Origin of the sequence: Sulfuricystis thermophila, from assembly GCF_004323595.1 — a bacterium.
Taxonomy (GTDB): domain Bacteria; phylum Pseudomonadota; class Gammaproteobacteria; order Burkholderiales; family Rhodocyclaceae; genus Sulfuricystis; species Sulfuricystis thermophila.
The window spans coordinates 1-21,623 of record NZ_AP019373.1; the positions used below are offsets into that span (position 1 = coordinate 1).

A 21,623-nucleotide genomic window follows, 5' to 3' on the forward strand; every position below is an offset into this window, starting at 1 on the left:
CGATCAGTCTCCGAGTCGACCGCGATGTCCTCGTCCATCCTTGGTCATCGATAGAAACATTCAAATAATTCAAAAAGTTGAATGAAAGAATTCTGGGCAGACTGTTTGGCGCGTTTCGAAAGCGAATTGCCGGCGCAGCAATTCAACGCTTGGATCAAATCGCTGCGCGTCGAGACGGACGACGCTGAACGCCGGTTGCGTCTGCTCGCCCCGAATGGTTTCATCCTGCGCTGGGTGCGCGAGCGCTACCTCGACCGCGTCGAATCGCTTGCGCGACAACATTTCCCGGAACCCATCACGATCGACCTCTCACTCGACGAGAAACCCACCGGCCTGCTGCAGGAATCCTCTGGCAAGGTCGCCGAAGACATTGCCATCTTGCCTGACAGGAAAGAAAGCGACGCGAGCAGGGAAAAATTCGTCGATCCGGTCGATCTGCCCGAATACGGGTTGACGCGGCTGAATCCCGAATTCACGTTCAATACCCTGGTCACCGGTCGTTCCAACGACATGGCGCGCGCCGCCGCTCAGCAGGTTGCCGTGAACCCAGGCTCCTCATACAACCCATTGTTCATCTACGGCGGCGTCGGATTGGGCAAGACCCACCTCATTCACGCCCTGGGCAACGAGGTGTTGCGCCACTCTCCCCACAAGGTCATCCGCTATCTCCATGCAGAGGACTACTATTCCGATGTCATCCGCGCCTATCAGCAAAAATCCTTCGATACCTTCAAGCGCACCTACCGTTCGCTCGACGTCCTGCTGATCGACGACATCCAGTTCTTCAACGGCAAGGCACGTACGCAGGAAGAGTTTTTCTACGTCTTCAATGCACTGGTCGAAGCCAAGAAACAGATCGTCATTACCTGCGACACCTATCCCAAGGACATCCAGGGTCTCGAAGAACGGCTGATTTCCCGCTTCGACTGGGGGCTGACCGTCCAGATCGAACCCCCCGAGCTGGAAATGCGCGTCGCCATCCTGAAGAAGAAAGCAGCCAGCGAATCGATCGAACTCGGGGACGACGTCGCCTTCCTGATCGCCAAGAATCTGCGCTCGAACGTTCGCGAGCTGGAAGGTGCGCTGAAGAAAGTGCTCGCCTTCGCGCGTTTCCACAATCGCGAAATCAATCTCGAACTCGCCAAGGAAGCGCTGAAGGACATCATCGGCGCCCACAACCGCCAGATCACCCTGGAACTGATCCAGAAGACCGTCGCCGACTACTTCAAGATCAAGGTCGCCGACATGTATTCGAAGAAGCGCAACCGCGCCATCGCCCGTCCTCGCCAAGTGGCGATGTGGTTGGCCCGTGACTTGACACCCCACAGCCTGCCGGAAATCGGCGAGGCTTTCGGTGGCCGCGATCACACGACGGTGCTGCACGCCTGCCGCACGATCGCCGAGTTGCGCAACAAGGACAGTCTCCTCAACAAGGATCTGCTCGTGCTTTCGCAAACCATCAAAGGCTGAAAAAATTCACAACACCCGCATGAGCAAGTTATGGAAAGAATGTGAATAACTCTACCAAATCGCTCGCCCAAGAATTTCATTCACCTTTGCCCACAGATCTCCACAGCCTTATCCACGACTCACTGCAAATCGTCAATCCATTGTTTCATATGGATTTAAACTCTTCATCCACAGTTTTGCCCTTCCCTCAATATCATCACTAGGGGTTTTCAAGATGCTTCTATATAAAGGTCCTCGCGACCAGTTGCTGGTCCCCCTGCAAGCGGTGTGCGGCATCGTCGAAAAGCGGCACACCTTGCCGATCCTTTCGAACGTGTTGATCGAGAAGATGGGCGAACGATTGCTGCTCCTGGCAACCGACATCGAAATGCAGATCCGCACTTCGACCGGCTCCAGCGGGCCAGAAAACACCGCCATCACCGTCGCGGCGCGCAAGCTGCAGGACATCCTGCGTTCTTTGCCGGAATCCAGCGAGGTGAGCTTGACCCTCGACGAGAAGCGCCTGCAGCTCAAGGCCGGCAAGAGCCGTTTCAATCTGCAGACTCTGCCGGCCGAGGATTTCCCGCGCATGGCCGAAGCGAGCGGCAAGACGCTGACGCTGCGCCTGTCGCAAAAACAGTTCAAGCGGCAACTGGCGCTGGTGCAGTATGCAATGGCCCAGCAGGACATCCGTTATTACTTGAATGGCCTGCTGCTCGTCGTGCAGGGTAATGAGCTGCGGCTGGTGGCGACTGACGGCCATCGTCTGGCATTTGCCAGTGAAACCATCGAGCGCAGCGAACAGGAGCGGGTAGAGGCCATCCTGCCTCGCAAGGCGGTTTTGGAGCTGTCACGCCAACTTGCCGACAACGACGAAGCGCTGGAGATTTCCCTGGCGCCGACGCAGGCGCGCTTCGCTTTCGACAATGTCGAGTTCGTCAGCAAGCTGATCGACGGCAAGTTCCCCGACTACGAGCGCGTCATCCCGCAGCATCAGGGTAAGATCGTGCGCCTCGACCGGGCAGCCTTCCAGCATGCGCTGCAGCGCGCCGCGATTCTCACCAATGAGAAGTTCCGCGGCGTGCGGCTCGTGCTCGCAGCGGGTAGCCTGAAGATCATCTCCAGCAACGCGGAAAACGAGGAAGCGCAAGAGGAACTGGAAATCGATTACGCTGGCGATGGGCTGGACGTCGGCTTCAACGTCAATTATCTGCTCGACGTGCTCAACAACATCGGCAGCGACATGATCGAGATGCGTTTGGCCGACAGCAATTCCAGCGCCCTGATCACCCTGCCTGAGAACGAACGCTTCAAATATGTCGTGATGCCGATGCGCATCTGACGGTGAGAAATAGATGACTGAACAAGAAACACAAAACAGCGGTTACAACGAAGATTCGATCACCCAGCTCGAATTCCCGGACAATGTGCGCCAGCGGCCGGGCATGTATATCGGCGATACCTCCGATGGTACCGGTTTGCATCACATGGTATTCGAAGTCGTGGACAATGCCGTCGATGAAGCGTTGGCCGGTTATTGCGACGACATCGTCGTTACCATCCATGCTGACAATTCGATTTCCGTGACCGACAACGGGCGCGGCATTCCGGTCGGCATCAAATATGACGACAGGCAAACGCCGAAGCGTTCCGCTGCAGAGATCGCGCTGACCGGTCTCCATGCCGGCGGTAAGTTCAACCAGAACTCCTACAAAGTTTCCGGTGGCCTGCACGGTGTCGGCGTTTCCTGTGTCAATGCCCTGTCGGAATGGCTGCGTCTGACGGTGCGTCGCGATGGCAAGAAGCATTTCATCGAGTTTCGCCGCGGTTTGCCCACCGAACGCATCGTCGAAGTGCATGACGGCGTCGAAGTGTCGCCGCTGAAAGTGATCGGCGAGACCAAGGGACGCGGTACCGAGGTGCACTTCCTCGCCGATGCGCAGATCTTCGGCAACGTCGAATATCACTACGATATCCTCGCCAAACGCCTGCGTGAACTGTCCTTCCTCAACAACGGCGTGCGTATCCGCCTCATCGACCAGCGCAGCGGTAAGGAAGAAGACTTCGCCTTCGCGGGCGGCGTCAAGGGTTTCGTCGAATACATCAATCGCAGCAAGACCGTGCTGCACCCGAACATCTTCCATGCCGAGGGCGTTTCCGGACCGATCGCCGTTGAAGTGGCGATGCAATGGAACGATTCCTATGCCGAACAGGTGCTGTGCTTCACCAACAACATTCCGCAAGCCGATGGTGGCACGCACCTGACCGGCCTGAGACAGGCGATCACGCGCGTCATCAACAAATACATCGAAGAAAACGAGATCGCCAAGAAGGCCAAGGTCGACATCACCGGCGATGACATGCGCGAAGGTCTCACCTGCGTGCTGTCGATCAAGATGCCAGATCCGAAATTCGCCTCGCAGACGAAAATGAAGCTGGTATCGAGCGAAGCCCTACCGGCAGTGCAGGAAGTCGTTGCCGCCAAGCTCGCCGACTTCCTGCTGGAAAACCCCGTCGATGCGAAAATCATTACCGGCAAGATCGTCGAGGCCGCCCGGGCACGCGAAGCGGCGAGGAAGGCCAGGGAGATGACGCGCCGCAAGGGGGTACTCGACAGCATCGGTCTACCCGGCAAGCTCGCTGACTGCCAGGAGAAAGATCCGGCGCTGTGCGAGCTCTATATCGTCGAGGGCGATTCCGCCGGCGGCTCGGCCAAACAGGGACGCGACCGCAAGTTCCAGGCCATCCTGCCGCTCCGAGGCAAGGTGCTGAATGTCGAAAAGGCGCGCCTCGACAAGGTCATCTCTTCGGAACAGATCGTCACCCTGCTGACTGCACTCGGCTGCGGCTTCGGCAAGGAGGACTACAAGCCCGAGAAGCTCAGATATCACCGCATCATCATCATGACCGATGCGGATGTCGATGGCGCTCACATCCGCACCCTGCTGCTCACCTTCTTCTACCGCCAGATGCCCGAGCTCGTCGAAGGCGGCCACATCTATATCGCCCAGCCGCCGCTGTATAAGATCAAGCATGGCAAGACCGAGCGCTACATCAAGGACGACAACGAGCTGAACCAGTATCTGCTGAACCTGGCGCTGGAAGGCGCGGCGCTGTTACCAAAAGCGGGTGCCCCGGCCATCGAAGGCACTGCCCTCGAAGAGTTGGCGAACAGCTATCTGACCTCGGAGGCGATCATCCGCCGGTTGGCCGATTTCGTCGACAGCGAAGCTCTACACGCCCTGATCGCCCATGACATCGCACTCGATCTCAGCACGGAGACGGCGGCAAAAGACAGCGCGGAGCGCTTGCGCGCCGTGCTACCAGACAAACTGCGTATCGAAGCGGATTTCGACGAACACAGTGAACGCTGGCGCTTGAGACTGATGAAGATGCGCCATGGCAATCTACGCATCAGTCATATCGACGAGGAATTCCTCGTCTCGGGGGACTACGCGCAATTGCGCAAAACCGCACGCCTGCTCGCGGGTCTGGTCGGCAGCGATGCCGTGATCCGACGCGGCGAGAAGTCACAACAGGTGACGAGCTTCGCCGCCGCCATGCAATGGCTGTTCCAGGAAGTCGAACGCAACCTCTCCAAGCAGCGCTACAAAGGCCTGGGCGAGATGAACCCGGAACAGCTCTGGGAAACAACGATGGATCCGAGCGTGCGGCGCCTGCTCAAAGTGCAGATCGATGACGCGATCGCCGCCGACGAAATCTTCACCACCCTGATGGGCGATGTCGTCGAGCCGCGCCGCAAGTTCATCGAGGATAACGCCCTCTACGCGCGCAACATCGACGTTTGAGGGCTTGAGAAATCGCTCCGTTACTTGAAGTTGGCGCCGGCCTTGTTGGCGAGGTATGCCACGGCGCGAGCGAGCTCTTCATCGGTCGCATCGGAACCGCCTTTGGGCGGCATCGCGCCCTTACCCGCCTTCGCTGAGGCGACGAGCGCTTCGTAACCGAGCGCAATGCGCGGCCCCCAGGCTGCCTGGTCGCCCGTCTTGGGCGCTCCGGCGACGCCGGCCTCGTGACAGGCGCTGCAAACCGCCTTGTAAAGCTCCTCGCCGCTGCGGCTGCCCTTTGCCGCACCCGAGGCGCTGAGAGGCGCGAGTTTGACCTTGGCAACCGGCTGGATGCGCAGGTTGGCGGCTTCCTCATCGACGGGCTTGGGGTGGCTGCCCATGGCCAAAACCGCCGTGGAAAAGACTGCCAGACCAGCCGCCGCGAGCAGTCGGGAACTACGTTTTTGCATCATTTTTTTACCCTTTCCGGAAATGGTCGCCAAACTTCGGCCCATGGAGGCCATCGGGCGAATTATCGGTGAATTGGGCCGGATTGTGTGGCAGTCAGGCAGTCCGGCCAATGCGAACCCACGTTGGTTTGGCCAAGCGAAGACTGATTAACCGACATGCCATCAGCCGGGAATCTGCTCGTCTCCTTTCGTAACGCCGAGTCGGCGCAATTTTTCCCAGAGTGTCTTGCGCGTGATGCCGAGAGCTTCGGCGGCGCGTGTCATGTGACCGCCATGACGCTCGAGCGTCAGAGTCAGATAATCACGCTCGCAGGCCATCAGATATTCGGCAAGCGAAGCAGACACCGGCTGGGTAGAGTGTTCACCGTCCTGGGCGGTATCGAAGAAAGCTTCCGGACCGAGCAGCGGGGCATTCGCCATGATGCACGCACGTTCGACCGCGTGTTTGAGTTCGCGAACGTTGCCGGGCCATGAATAATTCAGCAGGGCCTGTTCAGTGCGCGGGTCCAGGCGGCGCCGCTCGTCGGGATGCCGGCGATTGAATTCCTCGATGAAATGACGCACGAACCAGCGAATGTCGTCGGGACGTTCGCGCAAGGGCGGAATGCGCAAATGAATCACGTGGATGCGATAAAAAAGGTCTTCGCGGAAGCGCCCTTCCTCGACCATGGCCTTGAGATCGCGATGCGTCGCACAGACCAGGCGGAAATCGCTGGTCACGGGCTTTTCTGCGCCAAGGCGGACGAAACGGCGATCCTGAATGACACGCAAGAGTTTGGCCTGCATCGCGAGTGGCATTTCGCCGATTTCATCGAGAAACAGGGTACCGCCATGCGCCTGTTCGAAAAGCCCGCGCTTGGCTCGCACGGCGCCGGTGAAGGCACCTTTTTCATAGCCGAACAGCTCCGCTTCCATCAGCGTTTCAGGAATCGAGGCGCAATTCACGGCGACGAACTCGCCTGTCGTGCCGACGGCGTGATGATGAAACAGGCGTGCGACATGTTCCTTGCCCGAGCCGGATTCGCCGGTGATCATCAGCGCTGCGGCATGGCGCGCCAAGCGGGGAAGCTGTTCGGCGATGCGTCGCATCGCTGAGGAAACACCGAGGCTCACATCGTCCGTGTCGCCGCCGGCGCCATAGCTTTCGGCGAGCCCGCGGACTTTTTGCACCAGCAAGTCGACGTCGAAGGGTTTGGTGACGTAGTCGGCAGCGCCGGCCTTGAGCAATTCGACGGCGCGGTCGATCGTGCCGTAGGCCGTCATGAACAGAAAAGGTGGCAGGGCCGACTGGCGAGCGGAGAGTTCCAGAAACAGCTCACCGCCGTTGATGTCCGGAAGACGAATATCGCTGACCACGACACAGTAGCGCTCGGACAAGAGCGACTGCCGGGCGGCTGCGCCAGTCTGGTGCCAGAAAACGTCGAAGCCTTCGAGAGTGAACAGCTGGGTGAGCGATTCACCCATGATGGTGTCGTCTTCGATTAGACATAAACGCGGTTTTCTGTCAGGCGGGCATCTCATAGGGAATCTCGACGCTGAACAGGGTATGGCCGGGACGACTTTCGACGGACAATCCGCCATTCAGCTGCCGCACGATCTGATAAACGACCCAGAGGCCAAGACCATGACCGGATTTGCGGCCACTGGTGAATGGTTCGAACAAGTAGGCCATCTTTTCGTCGGGAATGTAATCTCCGTCGTTGCTTACCGTCAACAATAGCTTGCCATCTGACGCGTGGGCGCCGAGATGAACCTGACCATTCTCTGCGGCGGCCGCAATCGCATTGAGCAACAGGTTGAGCAGTATCTGGCGCACCAAGGTCGCCGGGAGCGGCAGCGCACAACCAATGTCCACCTCGACATCGATATGCACGGTCCGCGCCTGGGCCTCGCCTTCGACGAGGATCAGCAAATCCTCGATGTCGGCGGGCTCGAAGGAGCGATCTTGCATCCTGGTTTCGACCAGCAGGGCGGAAACCGTGTTGCGAATCTGAGTCAGCCCCCGCTCCAGCAGGGAGAGCGTCTGTGCTGCCATCGCATCCTTGCCACCATGTTTTTGCCAGGTCTTGATCGCCGTCAGCATGCCACCCAGCGGATTGTTGATCTCATGGGCGATGCCGGCAGTCAGACGGCCGACCGCGGCGAGCCGCTCGGAGACCAGCATCTGCTCTTCGAGCTCCTGCTTGCGCTTGAGCTCGGCGAGCATGCGCCGGAAAGCATCGCCGAGCTGGCCGATCTCGTCACGGCTTTTCGGTAGGTCGGCAAGTTCGGCTTCCGCAATGCTGTCGGGTACGTGTTGCATTGCCTCGGCCAGCGCGACGAGAGGTGCACCGGTGCGCCGCGCCCAGATCCAGGAAATCGGCATGATCAAAAGTAGTGCCAACAGCGTGACGAAGAATGCCTGTCCTACCAAGCCGAAGAAACGCGGCAGGAAGGAGACCTTCGAATAACCGAGGATGACGTGGCCGAGCACGATACCGTCGGCGACCAGCGGCGACATGACAAAGTAATAGGGCGAATCGGCGGGCTCGATGACTTTCTGCGCGCCCGGGCTGCCTTCGAGGGTGCTCGCGCGCAGTTTGCCAAAAACCCCTCCCTCGGCTGCCGGGCTGCTGCCGATGGGGAAGCGACGTGGCTGGTTCGAGACGAAGACGCGAAATTCGCTATCGGTCACCAATACCACCTCGGCTTGCAGCTCCAAGGCGATGGCGGCCGGATCGCGGGCCGACTGGATGATTTCCCACGCGCGCCAGATGTCGTCGTGTAGCACCGGCGCCACCAGCGTGTTGGCCAGCACGCGGGCCAGGCTCTTCGCATGGGATTCGAGATTCTGACGCATCTCGTCGTATTCGCGCGTCACCAGCGCAGTGGTCACGGCAAAAGCGGTGCCGAGCACGGCGAGCATCACGCGCAGCGGAATCTTCCAGCGCAGCGAGAGGTCGTCGAAACGGCGCCTCATCGCCGCACCTTGGCAGCCATCTGCACGATGCCGTCGTAGAGTGAGGGCTTGCCGACGACGAAGCCGTCGAGTCGCATCTGCCGCAACAGTTCCGCGCCTTCGGCATCATCTTTCATAGCGAGCAGCAGTGCCTGAAAGCGGCGCAGATCGTCCCGGCCGATGCCGGACCGGGCGACGATGGGGGTATGAGCAAATTCCGGCGAGCGTTCGATGATCCGCGTGGCTTGAGTCAAGCGCGGATGGAGTTCGTGCAAGGTTTCCCAGACATAGCTGTCGACCGCGCCGCCATCGGCGAGACCGACACCGACGGCCTCGACGACGCCGCGGTGCGACCAGGTGAAGAAACTGCGAGAAAAGAACGTGGTGGGATTTTCTCCCTGCGAGATCAGACGGTATTGGGGGTAGAGGAAACCGGAATTCGAGTCCGGATCCGAGTAGGCGAACACTCTGCCGCGCAAGTCATTGAGACTCTGCAGCGAGGGGGCGTCGGCAGCGGCGATCAGATAGGAGCGATAGTAGGGCCGACCGTTCCACAACGGTACCGCGACGAGTTCCAGCTCGTTGCGGTAACGGACATAAGGATAGCCGCAGATCCAGGCGAAGTCGATCTTGCCGCCCCGGATCAGCTCGATCACTTCGCGATAGTTGCCGCGCTGGACGAAGGCCACGGTGCGCTTCAGTTTTCGTTCGAACCACTCGCGCCAACGGGCGAGGAAGCCCACCTGATCGTCGAGGAAGACCGGTGTCAAACCAATGCGCAACGGTTCGCCTTGTGCGCGGGCGAAGATCGGCATGGCCGCAGCGGTCAGCAGCGCCTGACAAGCACGGCGGCGGGAGAGTAAAGGAGCGCTCATGCGAACAATGATAAGCGAGGAAAAATGGAATAGATGAGGGCGGTACATGAGCGTTACGCCAGCGTAGCAGGTTGCGGCGCAACAACCGCAGCCATCGTTACGTGCGCGTAACGATGGCAGGCACATGAGTGAATGCCCCTCAGTGAAGAAACCTCGTCCGCACAAAGACTTGGCCACCTAGATGGCGAGCTGGCCCGGTTGTTGCGTAATAGCCTTCGCCGTACTGTCCGTGGCGCGCTGCCGTGCCACGACAGTCAGGTGTCCAAAAACTTGCATCTCTGCTACGAGAGGAGACAAAACAGATGAGCGAGGAACTGAGGGTCTCGCCGATCGAGACGAGGGGCGTTGCCGGTAAGCGGCGCTTCGCGATGGTGGTGGATACGCGACGCTGCATCGGCTGCATGGCCTGCCAGGTGGCCTGCAAGGCCGAATACGATACGCCGCTGGGTGTCAATCGCACCTGGGTGCCCTACAAGGTGTCGGGCAAATATCCGAATGTGAAGAAACACTTCCTGCCGCGTTTGTGCAATCACTGCGACGACCCCCCGTGCGTGCGCAACTGCCCGGTCGAGGCCACCTTCAAGGTCGAAGACGGCGGCTTTGTTTTGCAACGCTATGAGCGTTGCATCGGCTGCCGCAGCTGCATGGCGGCCTGCCCCTACAACGCGCGCTTCATGCTGCCTTCGCATCGCACTTACACGCCGATCACCAACGTCGTCGACAAATGCACCTTCTGCTTCCATCGCGTGACGCAGAACCTGGTGCCGGCCTGCGTGCAGACCTGTATCGGCCGCTCGCGTGTCTTTGGCGACCTTAACGACCCGAACAGCGAGGTGTCCTACCTGGTGGCGAACAATCCGACCCAGGTGCTGCGTCCCGAGCAGGGCACGAAGCCCCACGTGTTCTACATCGGCGCCGATCGGAGTCACACCGAATTCGCACGCGATGCCTATCGCCGCCTCGACGTAATGGAATCCGAGCGAGCCGCCTTCAACAAACACTTCAAGATCTGAGAGGGACATCATGGGTGATTACGTCTGGTTTCACGATGTGTCATGGCACGCCACCTATGCCATTTACTTTTTCGTCGTCGGCATCCTCGCCGGCCTGTCGTTCCTGTCCTATGGTTCGTGGCTGATGCCGGCACTGCGGCCGTTGCGTGAAAAGGCAGCTTACGGTTCGCTCGGCTTGCTGGCCGTCGGCGGCCTGCTGCTGATCGCCGATCTATCGCAGCCGATGCGCTTCCTGAACATCCTCAATCCGGCCTATCTGCACTTCACCTCGCCGCTGGCCTGGGGCGCGCTCAACATCGTCGCCTTCGGCATCTGCTCGATCCTCTACATCCTTGAGCTGAAGAAAGGCGAGGACAGCGCGCGCGGCAAGCTGCTGGCGATGGTGACCGCGATCCTCGCGCTTGGCTTGCCGGTATATACCGGTTATGACCTGTCGGTACATCAGTCGCGGCCGATGTGGAACACGCCGATCATGCCAGTGCTCTTCGTCGGTTTGGCGATTGCATCGGGTTCCGCGGTGGGTACATTGCTCGCGGGTGGCAATCAGGCGGCGCAGAAAATCCTGCGTGAATTCATGCTCTGGTCGACGGTTGCAGTCGGTGTGATGATCGTCGGCATTCTCGGCACGACCAACTATGGCGGTTCTGCTGAAGAGCTGACCTTCATGCTCCTGACCACCGGCACGATGGGGATGATCTTCGTCGGCTTGGGCATCGTCGCCGGCACGGCAGCGCCCGCCGCCATGCTTTTCGTTGCCCATCTGAAAGAGCAGACGACGGGCTTGGCGATCGCCGCGCTCCTGATCCTGATTGGCAGCGCCGCGCTGCGCTATGCGCTGTTGATGGGCCCGCAGCAGCTGCAAACCCTTTACTGACCGTTTCGAGGAGAGAGAAACATGGAAATGCCAAAAGTCACGCGTCGCACCTTCCTCAAGGTCAGCGCCGCCACCGGTACCGCGGCCGCCACGGCGCCGCGGTTGCTCCAGGCGATGGAAAACGAGCTTGGCGGCAAGGACTTCGGTCCGGTCACCGGAGCGGAGCGCCAGGCCATTCCTTATACCTGTCACGTTTGCAACATCCAGGACGGCGCGATCGCCTACGTCGAAAACGGCCGCATCGTCAAACTCGAAGGCAATCCCGAGCACGTGTCAACCCGCGGTCGCCTCTGCGCGAAGGGCAATTCGGGCATGTGGTATACCTACAACCCGGATCGCGTCCTCTACCCCTTGAAGCGCGTCGGCGCCCGGGGCGAGGGCAAATGGAAGCGCATCACCTGGGACGAGGCGCTCACCGAAATCGCCCAGAAGCTCGACGCGGCGCTCAAGGAAGATCCGAACACGATCATGCTCAAGTGGGGGCGGGATCGCACCGGCGGCGCCTTGGTGCGGTTCATGCATACGCTCGGCTCCGACAGCACGATGAATCACACTTCGGTGTGTGAATCGTCGAAGAAGGTCGGTCTCGAGCCTTCGTGGGGCCCGGACATCGAAACGCCAGACTTCGCCAACACGAAGTATGTGCTGAACTTCGGCTCCAACGTGCTGGAAGCCTCCTACTTCCACAATCCGCTTTCACAGCGCGTCACGGAAGGCCGCATCGACAACCACATGAAGATCGTCACCTTCGATGTGCGGCTCTCCAACACCGCCGGTTTTTCCGACGAGTGGATCCCCGTGCATCCGGGAACCGACGGCGCGGTGGCGCTCGCCATTGGTCATGTGATCCTGCGCGACGATCTGCAGGATTCCGACTTCATCAATACCTGGACCAATGTCACAGTCAAGGAGCTCAAAGAGCACTACAAGCAATTCACGCCGGAGTGGGCGGAAAAGATCTCCGGCGTGCCGGCCGCGACGATCGAGCGGCTGGCGCACGAGTTCGCCACAGCCAAGCCGGCAACGGTGTTCACTTACCGGGGCCCGGCCAAGCACCTTTATGGTTCCTACAACGAAAAGGCCTGCATGATGCTGCCGATCCTCACCGGCAACGTCGAGACCAAGGGGGGGTATTGCCTGCCGCGCGGCATGGGCTGGCCACAACCCGACCCGAAGCCGCCCAAGCCGGCCAAGCATGCCTATTCGAACCACCATCATCATCCGCTCTATCCGCTGGCAAGCCACAGCGTGTCGCACCTGACGCCATTCGACATCGTCGAGGGCAAGCGCAAGGTGAATGTCTACTTCACCTACATGGACAACCCGACCTACACCAACCCTGGCGGGATGGCCGTATGGGGCAAGCTGTTCAAGGACGAGAAGCTGATTCCCTACTATGTCTCGATCAGCACGGTGATCGGCGAGGAAACGGCGCTCGCCGACATCATCCTGCCCGACTGCATGTTCCTCGAGCGCTGGGAGCCGGAGTCGATGCCCAACTCGCTGTGGCCCTGGCTGGGCATCCGCCAGCCGATCATCGCGCCGCTGGGCGAGACGCGCGAGACACGCGTGATCCTGCGCGACATCATCCACAAGCTCGATCCGGACGGCAAACGTGGCATGAAGCAGTACTGGAACTTCAAGGATGGCGAAGACTACATGCGCCAGCACTTCGACAACGTTCCCGGCCTCAAGGAAGCCGGCGGTCTCGACTTCCTGAAGAAAAAAGGCGTCTGGCCGATCTATGGCAAGCTCAACCCGGCCACCGGCAAGATCGCCGACAGGACCGGCCGCGAGATCAAGGCCGAGTACAACCTCTACAAGAAGGAGTTGTCGGCGGCCGAGATGATGGGCGCGACGGTCGGCAAGGATGGGGTGATCACCAAGAATGGCAAGGCCATCGGCGTGCAGCGCAACGGTAAGAACTATGTGGGCTTCCCCACCGGCAACCGCCTGATCAACGTGCGCGTCGATGAATGGGCGAAGTATGGCTTCAACCCGATGCCGACCTTCAAGCGCATTCCCTGGCACGAGACGATGAAGGACGATGAACTGATCATGACGACCTACAAGTTCAACGTCCACGTGCAGTCGCGTACTGCGTCGGTGAAGTGGCTGGCCGAGATCGCCCACAACAACCCGATGTGGATCAACACGGAGACCGCGAAGAAAATCGGCGTCAAGACCGGAGACTTGGTGCGCGTCGAATCGAAGGTCGGTTACCTCGTCACCAAGGCCTATGTCACCGAAGGCATCCATCCCAAGACCGTCGCGATCGCCACCGGCTGCGGCCACTGGGAATATGGGCGCCTGGCGACGCTCAAGCTCAACGAAAAGCCGCAGTTCGGCGGCACCGAAGACCCCGACCTGAAAAACGTCTGGTGGGACGACAAGGGTGTCCATCCGAACGACATCATCCCGGCGATCGCGGATCCGATCGGCGGCTCGCAAGCCTGGTACGACACGGTGGTCAAGGTCACCAAAGCCGGTCCGAACGACAAGTACGGCGATGTGCATGGCGACTGGGAGAAGCATCTGGCTGTCTTCAAGGAAGGCTTGCGCTATGCTTACACCGGCGACCTGCACCGCAAGATGCATCCGGAAATGGCCAATTGGGCCGGGCCGGAGAGCGTCGGGCACGAAGGTCACGGCTGAGAGCTTGTGAAGAAAATTCGTCGCGAGCGGGCTGATGGCAAGGCGCACGGAGCGCAGCGACCGAGACATAACATGGAGTTAGGCGAGGGAGCGAGCACCGCGCAACGCAGCCAGCGGCCCGCACAGCAGAATTTTCACAAGCTCTGACATCAAAACCGCACGAGGAGGCCTGGCCGTCATGTCACCTCCCGCATGACGGCCGGGATTTGATGGCCCGCTGCGTGTCGGGCCAGTTTTTTTCGAGGAAACACCATGCTCAATGCAGCATTGCAGATCGATGAGGAAGAAATCGGCGCTGGCGAGACGGCAAGCGTGTTGGCATCTCCTGCCGAGACGGCCGCCGAATGCCGCGCCCGTGCCTCGATTTATCGCCTGTTGGCTGGCGTATTCGTCGAGGAGGTGTCGTCATCTTTCCTTAGCGCATTGCGGCAGGATGATTTGCTGGCGCGCTTAGCTGAGAGCGGCATTCGTTTCGACGCCGATTTCACTGCCACACCCGACGGTCAGCTGATCGATGCCCTGGCGGTGGAATACACGGCGCTGTTTGCTGCCACCGGCGGTTTTCCGCCCGTGGAATCGGTGCGTTTGTATGGTTTGCTGCAGCAGGAGCCGGCGTTCCAGGTCGCTGCGACCTACCGGCGCCTCGGTTTCGAGCTGAAACCTGGTAAGCATGCGACTTTCCCGGATCAGCTCGGCGTCGAGCTGATGTTCGTCGCCGAGCTGCTGGAGCGTTCCGCAGCCGCCCTCGACGCTGGCGATCTTTCCGGACAGCGCAGGCTCGACAAGGAGATCAAGCGCTTCTGGGCCCAGCATCTGGGCCGTTGGGTACGCGGCTACGCGCGACTCGTCGAACGCGCCGCGGCGCATTCCTTCTACCGTGAAATGGCGCGCTTCCTCGAAGGCTTCGCCGAAGAGGAAATCCTCGCCATGGGGCTGAAAATCGAGGATGCCGACAAGGGGCGGCTGGTGGTGCCGAAGGCGGAGGTCAAGGTCGAGTTCAATCCGGACGAGCCCGTGTGCAATGCCTGCGTCGGCGAGGCGATCGCGCAGAACAAGATCGACGTACAACCCTTGCACGACTTGCGTTGAGAACGACATGAAGATTCTCGAGCTTGCACCCCGCGAACTGCCGCCGCCCGACCGGCAGGTGCTCTCCGACCTCGACTGGTCGGAAGTCAAGGCGATGTGGGACGGCAACCAGCTCGGCCAGCTGCACGACTGGCTCAACGAGCGCTGGTCGCGCCTGATTCGCAACAGTCCCGCCGGCATGCGCGATCCGGAGGCGGAGTTTCTGCAAGGGCTCGCCTATGCGACGCTCGCCCTGTTCTTCACCCAGAACCACAACCAGGAAGGGGCGCTGTTGATGATCGACGATGCGCTGATGGCGTTGTCCCGCTATCGGCCGCGTTTTCTCGGCGTGCATATCGAGCCGATCCTCAGTGCGCTGCAGGAACTGCGCCCGCTCTTGGTGGGGCTGGCGCCGGACGACGACTGTCCGCTGTGTCCTTTCGTCTATCCGAAGTTTGAATACACGAGCTGATTCAATGGATGTCGAAGTCGTTGAACGGTCGGCGCCGCTGCTACGGCGTCTGACGGCCTTTGATGCTGCACGGGCAGCGGAGATCGGCAACGAAGATTTCCTCTTCGATGCTTTGGGCGTCGAAACCGTCGCAGCCGAGTGTGCAGGCATCGTCCTGCCTTCGGGCGATGAGCCGCGGGCAGCGTCGCTGCTCGCGGCGGGTGCGCCCTGCGTATTCCTCGGCGAAGCAGCCTTGCGGGACAGTCAAACCATCGCTCGTCTGGCCGAAACGCAGCCGGGGCGCATTGGCGTCTTTGCCCCAGCACGGCGGCAGAGCGTGACCTGGTCCCTGGAAACGGAATCGAACGCCGATTTCAGAACCGTGACGCCTTCCGTTTGCGCGCCGACCTGGGAAGTGCTCATGGCGGACGGCACGGCCACTGGCGTGCTCGTCCCCTGGTGGTTGAAGGCCCTGCGCGAGTTGGGCGCAACGCATTTCCTCGTCCAGGCCGACGTCATGGACGACGCCGACCTCGAGATCCTTGCCGGGCTGGTCGAGGATTTGGGCGACAGCCTTTGGCTGGCGCCGCTTGCCGACGAACATCTGCCTTACGTCGATTGGGTAAGATACGGGCACTGTCGTCATTTGGCCCTGCCGGAAAACGATTACCTGCGCCGCACCGAGCTGTTCGGCGAGTTCTTCCAACCCACACCTGTCGAGACGCCATGAACGCCTATCGCTGCATTGCTGCCGGGCTGCTTGCCTTTTCCAGCGCCGTGCATGCCGATGTGACACCGATGAACACGGCACAGCTCGTCCATGCGTTGCAGGACGCGCCTCCCTGCTGCGTCATCGACGGCCGCATCGAAAGCAGCCGCAAGAAGCAGCCGCGCGACGATGTCGTTCCCTACAAGGAAGGCTTGCAGATCCAACCGACCGCTGCGATCGTCGTCCTCGCCGATAGCGATGATCAGGCGATGAAGATCGCCCGCGCCCTCGATGCCGCCTATCCCGGCAAGCGCATCATTGCCGTCAAAGGAGGGCTTGTCACCTGGGATATGGCGCAAATGGAATTGAGCCGGCTTGCCGCCAGTGGTCCGCAATCCGGCATCAATTTCATGATTCCCAGGAACACCTGCGAATCGGGCTCGAGCATCCAGAATCTGAAAAGCAAGCTGAAATAAATCCCCGACCGCCGTGGCGATCGCCTATCCAGAATTCCGCAATGCGCGTTGCACCCGCTTTCGCTACCGATACAGCGAATGCCAACGCTGCCTCGATGCCTGCCCCCATGAAGCCATTGCGCTCGCCGACGACGGCGCGCGCATCGACGAGACACGTTGCCGAAACTGCGGCCTCTGTATCGCGGCTTGCCATACCGGCGCGTGGGCGTCAGAGTCATTCAAGCCCATCGATCTCTTGCGTCAGGCCATCAAGCAGCCGGCCTTCTCGGTGGCCTGCGCGCCGTCGGGCCTTGCCGCCGATGCGATCGCTCCCTGCCTGGGGGCATTGGGCGCGGCCTTCATCGCTTATCTGGGCAAGCGGCGTATTCCGCTGACCCTCCTCGGCAGTTCGCATTGCAGCCAATGCGAGCACGGCGCCAAGGGGGCCGCAGCATTGGCCAGCCATCTCGATGCCGCCGAACGCCTGCGCGAGGCGGCACAGGAAGCGGACAAGGACTGGATTCAGCCGCAACTGACCGATGCGGCCCCCATCCGCAGCCCGGAAAAGCCGACGATGGGGCGGCGACAGCTGTTCCGCCGCTTGATCGGCCGCGGTGTCGAAGCGGTCGCAGCAGCGCCAGCCCCCGCCCAGCAGGTCGTGCCCGAAAAGGCGATCCGCGCCGGCGCCTATGCCAGCACCGAGGAACGCGAGCTGTTGCAAATCGTCTGCGCACGCAAGGATGGCCAGCCGACGTCCCTCGCCTGGCACGAGGCATTGCCGCTGATGCAGCTCTTTCTGAAGTCGGGCTGTACGAACTGCGAGGCCTGTTTCCGCGCCTGTCCGACCGGCGCCTTGCAGATCGTCGAGAATCCCGGCGAATGGGCGCTGGCTTTTCAGACCGACCGCTGTGTCGCCTGCGAAGTCTGTCTCGAAGTCTGTCAGCCACGCGTGCTCGATGCGCAAGCGCGTTTCGATGCGCGTCCCGAGCAGCCGGCGCGTGTGTTGCACAGTCTCGTCAAGCAACGCTGCGCGCGTTGCGAACGTTTTTTCGTCTCGCCCCAACCACGGGAGAAATGTCCGATCTGCGAAGACGACGAAGACGCCTTCGCGCAAATCTTTGGCTGAAACGGAGAAGCAAGCAATGGAATGGGAATTCACCCCCGAAGACGTCGTCAAGGGTATTGCCGATTACGGACTCGCGGAGTTCCGCCGCGACCTCGCCGAGGAGGTGCGGCAAAACATCGGCGATGATGACAGCGAACGTTTCAGCCGCGTCTATCACCTGCTCTACGATCTTTGCTATGCGCTGGCGACCAGCAAGGACTTCGAGGCGCATCTAGCGGCCTACGCCTATGATCCGCCGACCGTGCAGTTCCTGCGCGAACTGAAACCCATGATGGAGGACAACGCCGCGATGCTCGGCGCCATCCTGCAGCGGCAGATCATGGACCGCGTCGCGGCCGGCATGCCGCTGGAGAGCGCGATCAACGACGTCGCCGAGTGGCACAAGCAAAGCGTCCAAAACGATCTGACGTTCGCGAGCTGAGTGCCGTCTCACCAGCGCCGATTACACACTGCGCAAAGACGAGCTTGCCCATGGCGAGGGAGCGAGCACTGCGCAACGCAGCAGACTACCCGCGCAGCCAGTTTCGCAAGGGTTTCAATTTGATATAAACCCAGATTGTCCATTAGACCGGGCTGATTCGCGATGAGCATGCGAAACGATCATTTCATCGCCCTGCACGGCGGGTATCAAACTGCGGGCGGCATCTTTGCGCCCTCGCCCTCGAAACCCACTCGTGTTCCAATGGACAATCTGGGATAAAACCTCCAGCAGGAGAGCGTTGGGACCCTACTGGTTTCTCTTCAACTTTTAACCGGACGGCAGTGGGCTACAGTTAGTAATAGCCAAGGAGCTTTGCAGCAAGTGCGATGATGACTACCGCAATCGGTATCCCCATCGCGAGCAAGATACAGGAGCCGCAAATGATCTTGCCGGTCTTTTTCATGCCTGATTCAGATTCTGTTGACGCTGGACAATCGTTCATCGTTACTTGGCTCATGGTCTTCTCCTCCAATTGAAATAATGTTCATATCACCGTCGGCTAAACCGGCGTCGTTGTCATCCAAACATTTCCGTGGTGATGTTCTTGTACCAGCTATGGGCATAAATCGATTCGAGTCGGCGGAATTCCGGCGTCGCATCCATCGGCGACACGCCACCCGAACCGGGTACCAGCGACAGCTTGCCATTCTTTAGCTCGAAGATATGCGCGACCGAAATGCCATGATCGGGCGTGATCAGGCTGTAGCAGGTATTGGTCAACGCCGGCTCCGTCAGCGGTTCATTGCGCAGTCTGGCGAGAATGGCGGACACGCAGATCTTCGCCTGCGAATTGGCCGAGTAACCCGACTTCGGCATCGGGCTTTCGGTCGCGTCACCGATGACATAGATGTTCTTCTGCAGCCGCGACTCGAAGGTCGCGAAGTCAACCGGACACCAGCCGGTGCTCTTGTCCACGACACCGGCCAAGTGAGCAATCTTGCCTGCTAACTGGTTCGGGATGACGTTGACCACGTCGCCCTGGTACGTCTGTGCCTCCGTGAAAACCTTGCGCGTTTTTGGCTCGACGCGCTTGACTGCGTCACCGCCGTGCCAGGTGATGATGCCTTCGTAATGCTGCTTCCAGCCTTGCTTGAAGAGCCCTTCCTTCGAGAACTTGGTCTTATTGTCGAGGATGATAATCTTGGATTTCGGCTTGTGACGCTTGAAGTAGTGCGCGACGAGTGAGGCACGCTCATAGGGGCCCGGGGGGCAGCGGAAGGGATCGTCCGGGGCGCAGATGATGAACGTACCGCCATCCTTCATGTCCTGAATCTGCTTCGCCAGCAGGACGGTCTGCGGACCGGCCTTCCAGGCGTGGGGCATGATCTGGGCGGCCGCTTCGTCGTAGCCCTCGATATCTCCCCACTCGAAGTCGACACCGGGCGATAACACGCACGAGTCATAGTTCAGCGTCTTCCCGCTCTTGATGCGCACCGTCCGCGCCTGCGGATCGATGGCTTCGACGGTATCGAAGATCACTTTGATGCCCTGGCGTTCAAGTTTGTCATAGCCAAAGGTCAGGAAATCCATGCTCGCCTCGCCGCCGACCACCTCGTTACTCATCGGACAAGAAACGTAGCGCTTGTTGCGCTCGATGAGCGTTACTTCCATCTCCGGCTCGCCCATTTTCAGATAGCGGGCCGCGATGGCACCGCCATAGCCGCCGCCGATCACGATGACCTTGGCCTTGGCAGCCGCGCTGGCGCGCCGGGGCGCGATACCCCAGGCGACCAGGGACGCGGAACCAAGCAGCCTGAGAAAATCCCTGCGATTTGCGATAGTCATGATGGTCCCCTTATTTCTGGCTGGCGTAGAACTGCGCGAGGGCGGCAACATCCTCGGCATCGAGGTCGGAGCAGATCACGGTCATCGCGTCTGGATGGCGGCTCTTCCATTTCGGGTCGCGGCAGGTGCCCATGTAGATGTTCAGGTAACCCGCCCATTGGCCGGCCAGCGGCTGCATGTCCAGCGCCATGCTGGTACCGTTGTCGCGGTGGCAGGCTTCGCAGCGCTTGATGTGCAATTTCTCGCCACGCTTGAGCGCCGCGAGATCGAACTTTTGTGTCGCTGGGGTCCGTTTCTGCCTGGCGAAAAAGTCGGCCATGGCCGCGATTTGCTGATCGTTGTAGCCCTTGGCGATGCGTCCCATGATGGTCGAACCGCGCGTCCCTTCACGGTATTCCTTCATCGCCATGAAGATGAAGTCGCGCGGCAGGCCGGAAATGATCGGCATCGTTTCACCGGCACTTGCGCCATTCAGTCCATGGCAACCGGCACAGGTGTTGCCGAGCATCGATCCCAGGTCGGCACTCGCGGTCGCCGAGAGTGTCAGGCTGACCGCCAGCAACAGGCTTTTCACCATCGAATGAGTCATTGCAATCCTCCTTCTAGATTTTGTTCAACCCAGATTGTCCATTGGAACACGAGCGGGTATCGATGGCGAGGGCGAGCAAGTTTGCGTCCCCGCGACGAGCCAATAACGGTGTCTATTGGCGAGGAGCGGGGGCGCGAAGATGCCGCCCGCAGCCCGATATCTGCCGTGTAGGGCGCTGAAATGATCGTTTCGCATGCTCATGGCGTATCAGCCCGGTCTAATGGACAATCTGGGTTCATACCGGTTGCGGACAATTCGCTTAGCAAAGCGGATACCTGACGGGCATCCTGTTCGATCGATGCCGCGGTCAGGCCGGTCACGGCCCGAAAAAATGGGTGATGCGACTCGCCCTGGATGTGACGGCAGTACGCAGGCGCCCAGGCGTGCAGATGCTTCTCGATGAACGCATGCTGCGCCGCCAGGGCAGCGCGCCCCGACGCTGCGTTGCCGTCCCGCCAGCGCCGACTTTCCTCATGACACAACAGGGCAAGAAACTTGAGCTCGAGGCCCAAGTGGTCCTCCGGCCCGACGATCTCGTTCGCGAGGGAGAATCCGCTGCTGCGGTAATGCCGCATCACTGACTCGATGCTCTGACCCAGAAGTCGGCCTTCACGATGGAGCGACTCGTAGGGCGGTGGCGGGCCGTAGCCCTCGCGCACACCGCCGAACAGGCGCAGATGCTCTGCCTGCAATTCCAGCAGCGAGGTAGTCGCCAGGCTGCACTGCAATTCCATCAGCGCCGTGTCAAGGGCGTCCGCTTCTTCATAGGAGACGGCCTGTAGCCCCGCATCTAGTTCAGCAAGAAATTCGGCATCGGGCGGAGCCAGGAAAAACCGGGAGAGCAGCCAGTAAACCTGGCTGCGCTCCTCGGCAAGGATTCCCAACTCGTCCATGGGA

The 21,623-nt window shown here is 60.3% G+C and carries 21 protein-coding genes; 13 read left to right on the plus strand and 8 right to left on the minus strand.

Translation table 11 applies throughout. From position 1 onward, the window contains the following. Positions 1 to 81 precede the first annotated feature (81 nt). The 3 genes from dnaA to gyrB all read left to right on the plus strand — a co-directional run bounded on the left by dnaA (position 82) and on the right by gyrB (position 5,258). Positions 82 to 1,470: a chromosomal replication initiator protein DnaA gene (gene dnaA / locus M52SOB_RS00005; protein WP_131109672.1), complete on the plus strand. Its 1,389-nt coding sequence runs from the start codon at positions 82 to 84 to the stop codon at positions 1,468 to 1,470. A 214-nt stretch (positions 1,471 to 1,684) separates the two neighbouring features. Further along, positions 1,685 to 2,791, plus strand: a complete 1,107-nt coding sequence (gene dnaN, locus M52SOB_RS00010; RefSeq protein WP_131109674.1) for a DNA polymerase III subunit beta — start codon at positions 1,685 to 1,687, stop codon at positions 2,789 to 2,791. Positions 2,792 to 2,804: 13 nt separating this feature from the next. Beyond that, positions 2,805 to 5,258 (plus strand): DNA topoisomerase (ATP-hydrolyzing) subunit B, encoded by a 2,454-nt coding sequence (gyrB, locus tag M52SOB_RS00015; protein ID WP_131109676.1) that lies wholly within the window; start codon positions 2,805 to 2,807, stop codon positions 5,256 to 5,258. 20 nt (positions 5,259 to 5,278) lie between these two features. On the opposite strand, the gene M52SOB_RS00020 is transcribed toward gyrB, so the two are convergent. Beyond that, a complete protein-coding gene (locus M52SOB_RS00020; protein WP_284155120.1) occupies positions 5,279 to 5,638 on the minus strand; it encodes a c-type cytochrome in 360 nt (119 codons plus the stop codon). Between M52SOB_RS00020 and M52SOB_RS13855 the strand changes: the two genes are divergently transcribed. Further along, a complete protein-coding gene (locus M52SOB_RS13855) occupies positions 5,637 to 5,858 on the plus strand; it encodes a hypothetical protein (protein ID WP_172601696.1) in 222 nt (73 codons plus the stop codon). The genes M52SOB_RS00020 and M52SOB_RS13855 overlap by 2 nt on opposite strands. A gap of 11 nt (positions 5,859 to 5,869) precedes the next feature. Here the strand turns inward: M52SOB_RS13855 and M52SOB_RS00025 are convergent, their stop codons facing one another. From M52SOB_RS00025 to M52SOB_RS00035, 3 genes are read right to left on the minus strand one after another with little or no spacing between them, the layout of a single operon-like run. Beyond that, on the minus strand, positions 5,870 to 7,288 hold the full coding sequence (locus tag M52SOB_RS00025) for a sigma-54-dependent transcriptional regulator (RefSeq protein WP_431306328.1): 1,419 nt from the start codon (positions 7,286 to 7,288) through the stop codon (positions 5,870 to 5,872). Further along, the gene (locus M52SOB_RS00030; RefSeq protein ID WP_131109683.1) at positions 7,212 to 8,666 is read right to left on the minus strand and encodes a sensor histidine kinase; all 1,455 of its coding nucleotides are present in this window, start codon (positions 8,664 to 8,666) and stop codon (positions 7,212 to 7,214) included. Before M52SOB_RS00030 ends, M52SOB_RS00025 begins: the two co-directional genes overlap by 77 nt. Continuing rightward, positions 8,663 to 9,520 (minus strand): substrate-binding domain-containing protein, encoded by an 858-nt coding sequence (locus M52SOB_RS00035; protein ID WP_131109684.1) that lies wholly within the window; start codon positions 9,518 to 9,520, stop codon positions 8,663 to 8,665. The genes M52SOB_RS00030 and M52SOB_RS00035 overlap by 4 nt, the downstream gene beginning before the upstream one ends. A gap of 302 nt (positions 9,521 to 9,822) precedes the next feature. Between M52SOB_RS00035 and M52SOB_RS00040 the strand changes: the two genes are divergently transcribed. From M52SOB_RS00040 to M52SOB_RS00080, 9 genes are all read left to right on the plus strand, one after another. Beyond that, positions 9,823 to 10,533, plus strand: a complete 711-nt coding sequence (locus M52SOB_RS00040; RefSeq protein WP_131109686.1) for a 4Fe-4S dicluster domain-containing protein — start codon at positions 9,823 to 9,825, stop codon at positions 10,531 to 10,533. A gap of 10 nt (positions 10,534 to 10,543) precedes the next feature. Beyond that, positions 10,544 to 11,407, plus strand: a complete 864-nt coding sequence (gene nrfD, locus M52SOB_RS00045) for an NrfD/PsrC family molybdoenzyme membrane anchor subunit (RefSeq protein ID WP_131109688.1) — start codon at positions 10,544 to 10,546, stop codon at positions 11,405 to 11,407. A 21-nt stretch (positions 11,408 to 11,428) separates the two neighbouring features. Continuing rightward, positions 11,429 to 14,062, plus strand: coding sequence for a molybdopterin-dependent oxidoreductase (locus tag M52SOB_RS00050; RefSeq protein WP_131109690.1), 2,634 nt, complete (start codon positions 11,429 to 11,431; stop codon positions 14,060 to 14,062). A 252-nt stretch (positions 14,063 to 14,314) separates the two neighbouring features. Then, positions 14,315 to 15,151 (plus strand): TorD/DmsD family molecular chaperone, encoded by an 837-nt coding sequence (locus M52SOB_RS00055; protein ID WP_131109693.1) that lies wholly within the window; start codon positions 14,315 to 14,317, stop codon positions 15,149 to 15,151. Positions 15,152 to 15,158: 7 nt separating this feature from the next. After that, complete coding sequence (locus tag M52SOB_RS00060) at positions 15,159 to 15,602, plus strand: DUF309 domain-containing protein (RefSeq protein WP_131109695.1); 444 nt, start codon at positions 15,159 to 15,161, stop codon at positions 15,600 to 15,602. A gap of 4 nt (positions 15,603 to 15,606) precedes the next feature. Continuing rightward, a complete protein-coding gene (locus M52SOB_RS00065; RefSeq protein WP_131109697.1) occupies positions 15,607 to 16,311 on the plus strand; it encodes a hypothetical protein in 705 nt (234 codons plus the stop codon). After that, complete coding sequence (locus tag M52SOB_RS00070; RefSeq protein ID WP_131109699.1) at positions 16,308 to 16,766, plus strand: hypothetical protein; 459 nt, start codon at positions 16,308 to 16,310, stop codon at positions 16,764 to 16,766. The genes M52SOB_RS00065 and M52SOB_RS00070 overlap by 4 nt, the downstream gene beginning before the upstream one ends. Before the next feature lie 13 nt (positions 16,767 to 16,779). Continuing rightward, on the plus strand, positions 16,780 to 17,871 hold the full coding sequence (locus tag M52SOB_RS00075; protein WP_131109701.1) for a 4Fe-4S dicluster domain-containing protein: 1,092 nt from the start codon (positions 16,780 to 16,782) through the stop codon (positions 17,869 to 17,871). Between the two features lie 16 nt (positions 17,872 to 17,887). Beyond that, positions 17,888 to 18,292 (plus strand): hypothetical protein, encoded by a 405-nt coding sequence (locus tag M52SOB_RS00080; protein WP_131109703.1) that lies wholly within the window; start codon positions 17,888 to 17,890, stop codon positions 18,290 to 18,292. 352 nt (positions 18,293 to 18,644) lie between these two features. Here M52SOB_RS00080 and M52SOB_RS13860 read toward each other — a convergent pair whose 3' ends face one another. The 4 genes from M52SOB_RS13860 to M52SOB_RS00095 form a co-directional block, all read right to left on the minus strand. Then, on the minus strand, positions 18,645 to 18,809 hold the full coding sequence (locus M52SOB_RS13860) for a hypothetical protein (protein WP_172601698.1): 165 nt from the start codon (positions 18,807 to 18,809) through the stop codon (positions 18,645 to 18,647). 59 nt (positions 18,810 to 18,868) lie between these two features. Then, entirely contained in the window at positions 18,869 to 20,137 is a 1,269-nt protein-coding gene (locus M52SOB_RS00085; protein ID WP_131109705.1) for an NAD(P)/FAD-dependent oxidoreductase, read from the minus strand. Positions 20,138 to 20,147: 10 nt separating this feature from the next. Continuing rightward, positions 20,148 to 20,726, minus strand: coding sequence for a c-type cytochrome (locus tag M52SOB_RS00090; protein WP_131109707.1), 579 nt, complete (start codon positions 20,724 to 20,726; stop codon positions 20,148 to 20,150). Between the two features lie 197 nt (positions 20,727 to 20,923). Then, complete coding sequence (locus M52SOB_RS00095) at positions 20,924 to 21,619, minus strand: TorD/DmsD family molecular chaperone (RefSeq protein ID WP_131109709.1); 696 nt, start codon at positions 21,617 to 21,619, stop codon at positions 20,924 to 20,926. Positions 21,620 to 21,623: the final 4 nt, after the last annotated feature.

Bases quoted from the DNA above. Each gene is read 5' to 3' on its own strand.
- dnaA (WP_131109672.1), top strand. From the start codon at position 82: ATGAAAGAATTCTGGGCAGACTGTTTGGCGCGTTTCGAAAGCGAATTG.
- dnaN (WP_131109674.1), top strand. From the start codon at position 1,685: ATGCTTCTATATAAAGGTCCTCGCGACCAGTTGCTGGTCCCCCTGCAA.
- gyrB (WP_131109676.1), top strand. From the start codon at position 2,805: ATGACTGAACAAGAAACACAAAACAGCGGTTACAACGAAGATTCGATC.
- M52SOB_RS13855 (WP_172601696.1), top strand. From the start codon at position 5,637: ATGGCCAAAACCGCCGTGGAAAAGACTGCCAGACCAGCCGCCGCGAGC.
- M52SOB_RS00020 (WP_284155120.1), bottom strand. From the start codon at position 5,638: ATGGGCAGCCACCCCAAGCCCGTCGATGAGGAAGCCGCCAACCTGCGC.
- M52SOB_RS00025 (WP_431306328.1), bottom strand. From the start codon at position 7,288: ATGGCGGATTGTCCGTCGAAAGTCGTCCCGGCCATACCCTGTTCAGCG.
- M52SOB_RS00030 (WP_131109683.1), bottom strand. From the start codon at position 8,666: ATGAGGCGCCGTTTCGACGACCTCTCGCTGCGCTGGAAGATTCCGCTG.
- M52SOB_RS00035 (WP_131109684.1), bottom strand. From the start codon at position 9,520: ATGAGCGCTCCTTTACTCTCCCGCCGCCGTGCTTGTCAGGCGCTGCTG.
- M52SOB_RS00040 (WP_131109686.1), top strand. From the start codon at position 9,823: ATGAGCGAGGAACTGAGGGTCTCGCCGATCGAGACGAGGGGCGTTGCC.
- nrfD (WP_131109688.1), top strand. From the start codon at position 10,544: ATGGGTGATTACGTCTGGTTTCACGATGTGTCATGGCACGCCACCTAT.
- M52SOB_RS00050 (WP_131109690.1), top strand. From the start codon at position 11,429: ATGGAAATGCCAAAAGTCACGCGTCGCACCTTCCTCAAGGTCAGCGCC.
- M52SOB_RS00055 (WP_131109693.1), top strand. From the start codon at position 14,315: ATGCTCAATGCAGCATTGCAGATCGATGAGGAAGAAATCGGCGCTGGC.
- M52SOB_RS00060 (WP_131109695.1), top strand. From the start codon at position 15,159: ATGAAGATTCTCGAGCTTGCACCCCGCGAACTGCCGCCGCCCGACCGG.
- M52SOB_RS00065 (WP_131109697.1), top strand. From the start codon at position 15,607: ATGGATGTCGAAGTCGTTGAACGGTCGGCGCCGCTGCTACGGCGTCTG.
- M52SOB_RS00070 (WP_131109699.1), top strand. From the start codon at position 16,308: ATGAACGCCTATCGCTGCATTGCTGCCGGGCTGCTTGCCTTTTCCAGC.
- M52SOB_RS00080 (WP_131109703.1), top strand. From the start codon at position 17,888: ATGGAATGGGAATTCACCCCCGAAGACGTCGTCAAGGGTATTGCCGAT.
- M52SOB_RS13860 (WP_172601698.1), bottom strand. From the start codon at position 18,809: ATGAGCCAAGTAACGATGAACGATTGTCCAGCGTCAACAGAATCTGAA.
- M52SOB_RS00085 (WP_131109705.1), bottom strand. From the start codon at position 20,137: ATGACTATCGCAAATCGCAGGGATTTTCTCAGGCTGCTTGGTTCCGCG.
- M52SOB_RS00090 (WP_131109707.1), bottom strand. From the start codon at position 20,726: ATGACTCATTCGATGGTGAAAAGCCTGTTGCTGGCGGTCAGCCTGACA.
- M52SOB_RS00095 (WP_131109709.1), bottom strand. From the start codon at position 21,619: ATGGACGAGTTGGGAATCCTTGCCGAGGAGCGCAGCCAGGTTTACTGG.